The sequence below is a fragment of the Ottowia sp. genome (genome assembly GCF_035444425.1).
In the GTDB taxonomy this organism is placed as follows: Bacteria; Pseudomonadota; Gammaproteobacteria; order Burkholderiales; family Burkholderiaceae_C; genus Ottowia.
In genome coordinates this window covers 22,081-28,541 of the sequence record NZ_DAOMOQ010000034.1, presented here as the reverse complement: position 1 = coordinate 28,541, position 6,461 = coordinate 22,081, and the positions used below count along the sequence as shown (strand labels likewise).

The 6,461-nt window shown below is 69.6% G+C and carries 6 protein-coding genes; 2 read left to right on the top strand and 4 right to left on the bottom strand.

Annotation, left to right across the window (positions count from 1 at the left end; genetic code table 11):
- On the top strand, positions 1-1,190 hold a 1,190-nt coding region (locus PK606_RS12565; protein WP_324564498.1), incomplete at its 5' end, for an ATP-binding cassette domain-containing protein.
- A 125-nt stretch (positions 1,191-1,315) separates the two neighbouring features.
- Here the strand turns inward: PK606_RS12565 and glmU are convergent.
- Positions 1,316-2,746: a bifunctional UDP-N-acetylglucosamine diphosphorylase/glucosamine-1-phosphate N-acetyltransferase GlmU gene (glmU, locus tag PK606_RS12560; RefSeq protein ID WP_324564496.1), complete on the bottom strand. Its 1,431-nt coding sequence runs from the start codon at positions 2,744-2,746 to the stop codon at positions 1,316-1,318.
- Between the two features lie 209 nt (positions 2,747-2,955).
- Here glmU and PK606_RS12555 point away from each other — a divergent pair, with 209 nt between their 5' ends.
- Complete coding sequence (locus PK606_RS12555; RefSeq protein WP_324564493.1) at positions 2,956-3,672, top strand: DUF2202 domain-containing protein; 717 nt, start codon at positions 2,956-2,958, stop codon at positions 3,670-3,672.
- A gap of 72 nt (positions 3,673-3,744) precedes the next feature.
- Here PK606_RS12555 and PK606_RS12550 read toward each other — a convergent pair whose 3' ends face one another.
- From PK606_RS12550 to PK606_RS12540, 3 genes are read right to left on the bottom strand one after another with little or no spacing between them, the layout of a single operon-like run.
- The gene (locus tag PK606_RS12550) at positions 3,745-4,503 is read right to left on the bottom strand and encodes a Crp/Fnr family transcriptional regulator (protein ID WP_324564490.1); all 759 of its coding nucleotides are present in this window, start codon (positions 4,501-4,503) and stop codon (positions 3,745-3,747) included.
- A 58-nt stretch (positions 4,504-4,561) separates the two neighbouring features.
- The gene (locus PK606_RS12545) at positions 4,562-5,167 is read right to left on the bottom strand and encodes a TetR/AcrR family transcriptional regulator (protein ID WP_324564488.1); all 606 of its coding nucleotides are present in this window, start codon (positions 5,165-5,167) and stop codon (positions 4,562-4,564) included.
- Positions 5,168-5,177: 10 nt separating this feature from the next.
- Positions 5,178-6,443, bottom strand: a complete 1,266-nt coding sequence (locus PK606_RS12540) for a multifunctional CCA addition/repair protein (RefSeq protein WP_324564486.1) — start codon at positions 6,441-6,443, stop codon at positions 5,178-5,180.
- Positions 6,444-6,461: the final 18 nt, after the last annotated feature.

Below are 6,461 nucleotides of genomic sequence, written 5' to 3'. Positions count from 1 at the left end.
TGGCGCAGGAGGCCGTCATCAACGCCCGCGCCGACAAGCTGCTGGCGCAGGAGGAAGTATGGATCCGCAAGGGTGTGGAAGCGCGCCGCACGCGTTCCCAGGGCCGCGTCAAGCGCCTGCACGCGCTGCGCGCGGCCCGGGCGGCGCGGCGCGACACGATGGGACAGGTCCAACTCGACGTCGATGCCGCCAGCGGCGGCTACCAGGGCAAGCTGGTTGCCGAGCTGCAGGACGTGCGGTTGGCTTTCGGCGACAAGCTGATCGTCGATCACCTGAGCACCTCCGTGCTGCGCGGTGACAAGCTCGGCCTGATCGGCCCCAACGGCGCCGGCAAGACGACATTGCTGAAGCTGATCCTGGGCGAGCTCGAACCCGACAGCGGACAGGTGCGGCGCGGCGCCAACCTGCAGGTGGCCTATTTCGACCAGATGCGCGCCGCGCTCGACATGGACGCCACGCTGGAGGACTTCATCAGCCCCGGCAGCGAGTGGATCGAGATCGGGTCTAAGCGCCAGCACGTCAAGAGCTACCTGGGCGACTTCCTGTTCAGCCCGGCGCGCGCCCACTCGCCGGTGCGCAGCCTGTCGGGCGGCGAGCGCAACCGGCTGCTGCTGGCGCGGCTGTTCGCGCGGCCGGCCAACGTGCTGGTGCTGGACGAGCCGACCAACGACCTCGACATCGACACGCTGGAACTGCTGGAGGAACTGCTGCAGAACTACGAGGGCACTGTGTTCCTGGTCAGCCACGACCGCGCCTTTCTCGACAACGTGGTGACCAGCACCCTGGTGTGGGAAGGCCCGGGACGCTGGCAGGAATATGAAGGTGGCGTGCAGGACTGGCTGGCGCAGAGCGCACGCTGGCAGGCGCTGCGCGAGGCCGAGTCCGGTAGTGCCACACCGGCGACGGCAAGCCCGTCAGGCGGCATCGACAAGCCGGCGCCGGCCAGCACGCAGCCGAGCGAGCCGCCGCTGAAGAAGAAGCTGTCGTACAAGGAGCAGCGTGAACTCGACGCCCTACCGACGCACATCGAGGCGTTGGAAGCCGAGCAGGCGGCGATCCGCGACAAGCTGGCGGACGGCACGCTCTACCAGAGCGACCTGCAGCAGGCCATCGCCCTGCAGGCGCGCGACAGCGCCATCGACGAGGAACTCACGGTCGCGCTGGAGCGCTGGGAGGCGCTGGCGGGCTGAGCAGTGGCCGGTGCGCAGGTGTACGGTTCAAGCCTTTGTCACCCACGACGCACGGATGGCTCTCACACGTGCCATCTCCCAAGGGGGAGAGGGCGTTTCATTGGCACGGCGCGCCGGGCGCAGCTTCAGGTTTTCCTCTGCTTCACCGGCCGCTGCCAGCCGGCCACGCTGATCTGCTGGCCGCGCGCCACGCTGAGAGCGCCCGCTGGCGTGTCCCTGGTGATGGTCGAGCCACCGCCCACGGTGCCGCCGGCGCCGATCGTCACCGGTGCCACCAGCACGCAGTTGCTGCCGACGTGCACGTCGGCCTCGATCACGGTGCGGTGCTTGTTGGCGCCGTCGTAGTTGGCAGTGATGCTGCCGGCGCCGTAGTTGACGCGCTCGCCCACGGTGGCATCGCCCAGATAGGCCAGATGATTGGCCTTGGCGCCGGCGGCGAGCGTGGAGTTCTTGACCTCGACGAAGTTGCCGATGTGCACGTCCGGGCCCAGTTGCGCACCCGGACGCAGGCGGGCGTAGGGGCCGACCTGCGTGCCAGCGCCGACCACCACGCCGTCGCGCCCACCATCGATGTGGGTGAAGGGCTGGATCACCGCGCCAGCCTCGATGCGCGCGTTGGCGATGAAGCAGTGCGCGCCGATACGCACCTCGTCGGCCAGCGCCACCCGGCCTTCAAAGATGCAGCCGACGTCGATCTCGACGTCCTGGCCGCACTGCAGCTCGCCCCGCAGATCGAAGCGCGCCGGATCCGCCAGCCGCACACCGGCGTCCATCAGGCGGGTGGCGGCGCGGCGCTGCACCTCGCGCTCCAGCTCGGCCAGCTGCACCGGACTGTTGACCCCGGCCACCTCGACCTCGTCGTCGATGCGCAGCGCCAGCACCGGCGTGCCGTCGGCCACCGCGTGCTTGACCACGTCGGTCAGGTAGAACTCGCGCTGCGCGTTGTCGTCGGTGAGCAGCGCCAGGTAGCGCTTCAGCAGGCGCGTCGGCGCCGCCATGACGCCGGAATACCACTCGGTGATCTGGCGCTCGTCGGGCGAGGCGTCCCGGGCCTCGACGATGGCGCGCACGTGCACGTCGCCATCGTCTTGGGCGGCGCCGCGCACGATGCGGCCGTAGGCGCCGGCGTCCTGGCCGGTGTCGACGGTGAGCAGCGCGATGCCGTGGGCGCCGGCCAGCGCCAGCAGACGCCGCATGGTTTCGGTGCGCACCAACGGCACGTCGCCGTTCAGGATCAGGGTCACACCGTCGTCCGGCAGCACCGGCGTAGCCTGCTGCACCGCGTGGCCGGTGCCGAGCTGCGGCTCCTGCCGCACCGGCTGCAGGCGGGTTCGCACGGCGCCGGCAGCATCGGACCAGGCGGCGCAGAACGCCTCGACATCCGCTGCGCCGTGGCCGGTGATGACCACGGCCGCGCGCGCGCCCAGCGCCGTCGCGCTGTCCAGCACATGCGCCAGCAACGGCCGACCGGCCAGCCGGTGCAGCACCTTGGGCCGCTGGCTCTTCATGCGCGTGCCCTTGCCCGCGGCCATGATGACGATGTCAATGGCGCTCATGCCCAGTCTTGCCTTCCTGTCTATTGGCGATCAGCGGGGATTATCAGCGTTCCGCGCCGGGCACTTCGCCTTGGTGACAGCACTCCGCCTCACAATTGATTACGCACTTACGTAGTTGCGCAATTAAACTATTGTCTGTCTTGCGTGGCACCGACGCATCACTTGGCAGTGCCGGTCGGCGTGGTCAATCTTCACGAAAGGAAGCACACATGGATCGTCATTCACTCGGACGCGCCACAGCCCATGGCGCACGTTTCGTCAAGTGGCCGCTGGCCGCCTTGCTGGCGCTCACGCTGGCGGCGTGCGGCGGCGGTGACAACGGCAACCCGCCGGCCCTGAACGTCGACGCGAGCGGCGCCTCATCCTTCAACGCGGGCCAGCTGGCCAGCAACCTGGGCACCTATCCACTCGAGTCACTGAGCGCGGCGGAGATCACCAGCCTGCAATTCATGCGCGAGGAGGAGCAACTGGCCCATGACGTCTACGCCACCAGCGCCCTGCTGTGGCCGCAGCCCATCTTCAGCAACATCGCTGCCAGCGAGAGCACGCACGCGGCCGCAGTCAAGACCCTGCTGGATCGCTACCAGCTGGATGATCCACGCACCGGCCTGGCCGATGGCCAGTACCGCGACGCGGCGCTGCAGGCGCAGTTCGATCAACTCGCCCAGCGCAGCCGACTCAGCCTCGTCGAGGCGCTCAGGGTGGGCGCCGAGATCGAAGAGCTGGACATTGCCGATCTGCGCCAGCAGCCGGTGGACAACGCCGACATCCTCATGGTCTACGACAGTCTGGAGCGCGGTTCACGCAACCACCTGCGCGCCTTCGTTTCCTCGCTGAAGAACCTGGGTGTCACCTACGCGCCCACATACCTGGCAGCAGCGGAGTTCGACGCCATCGTCAACTCGGACATCGAGACCGGCCGCTGACGCAGGTGCAGCGTCGATGGCGCCAAGCGGATTCGGCCTTGCCCACGCAGCCACCAGGACCACACACCGGGCTCAGAGCAGCGGCACGGCGCGCATCGGCCGCGTGTAGTAGTCGGCCAGGCGCTCCAGCGCCTGCGGCTCGACCAGGCGCAGCCGGCCCGAACGGATCTCGTGCAGGCCCAGGCGCTCGAGCTTGCGCAGCGTCTTGTTGGTGTGCACCAGCGACAGGCCCAGGGCATCGGCGATGTGCTGCTGCGTCAGCGGGAACACGATGCTGCCGTCGTCCGCCGTCAGGCCGACCCGCTCGGCGCGCCGCCACAGGTGGATCAGCAGCATCGCGATGCGCTCGGCAGCGCTGCGGCGGCCGACGGTGACCAGGTTCTCGTCCACCAGGCGTTCCTCGCTGGCGCACAGCCAGGTCAGGTCATAGCCGAGTTGCGGCTGCTGCTGGAACAGCTGCCACAGGCGCTCCTGCGGGAACACGCACAGGCGCACGTCGGTCAGCGCCTCGACCCCGTGCGTGGCTTCGTCGATGAACTCGGCCTGCAGGCCGATCAGGTCGCCCGGCAGCAGGAAGTTGAGGATCTGGCGCCGCCCATCGGCCAAGCTCTTGTAGCGGAACGCCCAGCCGGAGTACAGCGTGAACAGCTTGGCCGAGGCCCGGTGCTCCGGCACCACCGCCCGGCCGGCACGCACCAGCGCGATGTCCGAGCGGAACGACTCGATGCAGGCCAATTGCTCCGGCGTCACCGGCGTGAAGCCGCATTGGCGCCGCAGCACGCAGTCGACGCAGGACGGCGGCGGGATCGACGGGTCGGTGGCGGTGTTCATGACCAGGGCCGGCTTCTATCACAAGCCGCTATGCCGCGCGGCATAGCGCGCCGCCGGCTCAGGGTCGGGGCGCCAGGCCATGCTCGAGCAGGCCGATCACTTCCTCGGCGAAGTCCGCATAGCTGAGCGCGCCACCGGGCCGCAGCCAGGTGAAGGTCCAGTTGATCATGCCGAACAGCGTCATGGCGATCGCGGTCTGGTTGTGCTCGTCCAGACGTTCCGGGTAGGCGCGGCCCAGAAAGCGCGTGACGGCGGCGACGACGTCGCGCTCGCGGTCCAGGATGATCTCGCGCAGCGGCTCGCTCAGGAACTGCGTGCTGCTCAGCAGGGCCGCATGGCGCGTCGCCGAGGTCTCGTACTCGCGCAGGAAGGCGCGCACCAGTTCGTGCAGCGTGCAGCGCTCGTCGAGCGTGCGGCGCTGCGCCGTGGCCTCGACCTGGCCGACGATCAGCAGCAGCTTCTGCGTGTAGCGGTCCAGCAGGTCGAACAGGATCGCTTCCTTGCTCTCGTAGTAGTGGTAGAGCCGCGCCTTCGAGGTACCGCAGGCCGCCGCGATGTCGTTCATGCTGGTGGCCGGATAGCTCTGGCGAGCAAAGCAGTCCGCTGCGACGTTCAGGATCTCGTCGCGCCGCTGGTCATGGGAGGCGGAAATCGGTCGGGCCATGGCAGCAAGATTAACCGCTCGGAGTCGATCCCGCTGCTTGCCCCACGGCCTGCACGCGCGCCTGATGGATGCGGCGGCCCACGTCCGGGCCACGCACGCCGGCGGCCAGCGCGGCCTCGACGATCGGCGCCGTGTCCACCGCCTGTGCACAAGCCAGCGCCGCCAGCAGGCGCGGGCGCTGCGGGTAGGCGTCGTCCGCCATGCCGAGGCGGCCACGCGCATCGCATTCGCAGGCCAGCAGCGCGTCGGCGAAGCGCGCCGGCTTGCGGAAGGCGTCGCAGCGCTCCAGCAGGCGCACCTGCGCGGCGGCATCGAGCTCGCCGCTGCGGTGGATGTTGCCGTGCTCGCGCGCCACCACGTCGGCCAGTTCGTGGCATTCGGTGGGCACACGCAGGCGCGCACTCAGCTCCTTGAGCAGGCGCGCACCGCGCTGCTCGTGGCCGATGTGGCGCGGCAGCAGGTCGGCCGGCGTCGTGCCCTTGCCGAGATCGTGCGTCAGGCAGGCGTAGCGCACCGGCAGCGGCGCCCGCAGCCGCGCCGCCATCTGCAGCACCATCATCAGGTGCGCGCCGGTGTCGATCTCGGGGTGGTACTCGGGCCGCTGCGGCACGCCCCACAGGCGGTCGATCTCGGGCAGCACCACGCGCAGCGCGCCGCAGTCGCGCAGCACGGCGAACATGCGCGCCGGGTGGTCCTCCATCAGGCCGCGCGCGAGTTCCTGCCAGACGCGCTCGGCCACCAGATGGTCGACCTCGCCATCGGCCACCATGTCCTGCATCAGCGCCATGGTTTCCGGCGCGATACTGAAATCGTGAAAGCGGGCGGCAAAGCGCGCCACGCGCAGGATGCGCACCGGGTCCTCGCGGAAGGCCCCCGTCACGTGGCGCAGCACCTTGCCGCGCAGGTCGCGCCGGCCGCCGAAGGGGTCGATCAGCCCCGCCGAGGCGCCCGTGTCAGCGCCGGTCCAGTCGACATCGGCGGCGATGGCGTTGATGGTCAGGTCGCGCCGCGCCAGGTCTTCCTCCAGCGTCACCTCGGGGCTGGTGTGCACGGTGAAGCCCTTGTAGCCGCGCCCGCTCTTGCGCTCGGTGCGCGCCAGCGCGTATTCGTGGTGCGTGTCGGGGTGCAGGAACACCGGGAAATCCTTGCCCACCGGCACGTAGCCCAGCGCCACCATCTGCTCCGGCGTAGCGCCGACCACCACCCAGTCCTGGTCCTGGACCGGCAGCCCCAGCAACCGGTCGCGCACCGCACCACCCACCATGTAGATCTGCATGCGCGGCAGTGTAGGGGG

Bases quoted from the DNA above. Each gene is read 5' to 3' on its own strand.
- glmU (WP_324564496.1), bottom strand. From the start codon at position 2,746: ATGAGCGCCATTGACATCGTCATCATGGCCGCGGGCAAGGGCACGCGC.
- PK606_RS12555 (WP_324564493.1), top strand. From the start codon at position 2,956: ATGGATCGTCATTCACTCGGACGCGCCACAGCCCATGGCGCACGTTTC.
- PK606_RS12550 (WP_324564490.1), bottom strand. From the start codon at position 4,503: ATGAACACCGCCACCGACCCGTCGATCCCGCCGCCGTCCTGCGTCGAC.
- PK606_RS12545 (WP_324564488.1), bottom strand. From the start codon at position 5,167: ATGGCCCGACCGATTTCCGCCTCCCATGACCAGCGGCGCGACGAGATC.
- PK606_RS12540 (WP_324564486.1), bottom strand. From the start codon at position 6,443: ATGCAGATCTACATGGTGGGTGGTGCGGTGCGCGACCGGTTGCTGGGG.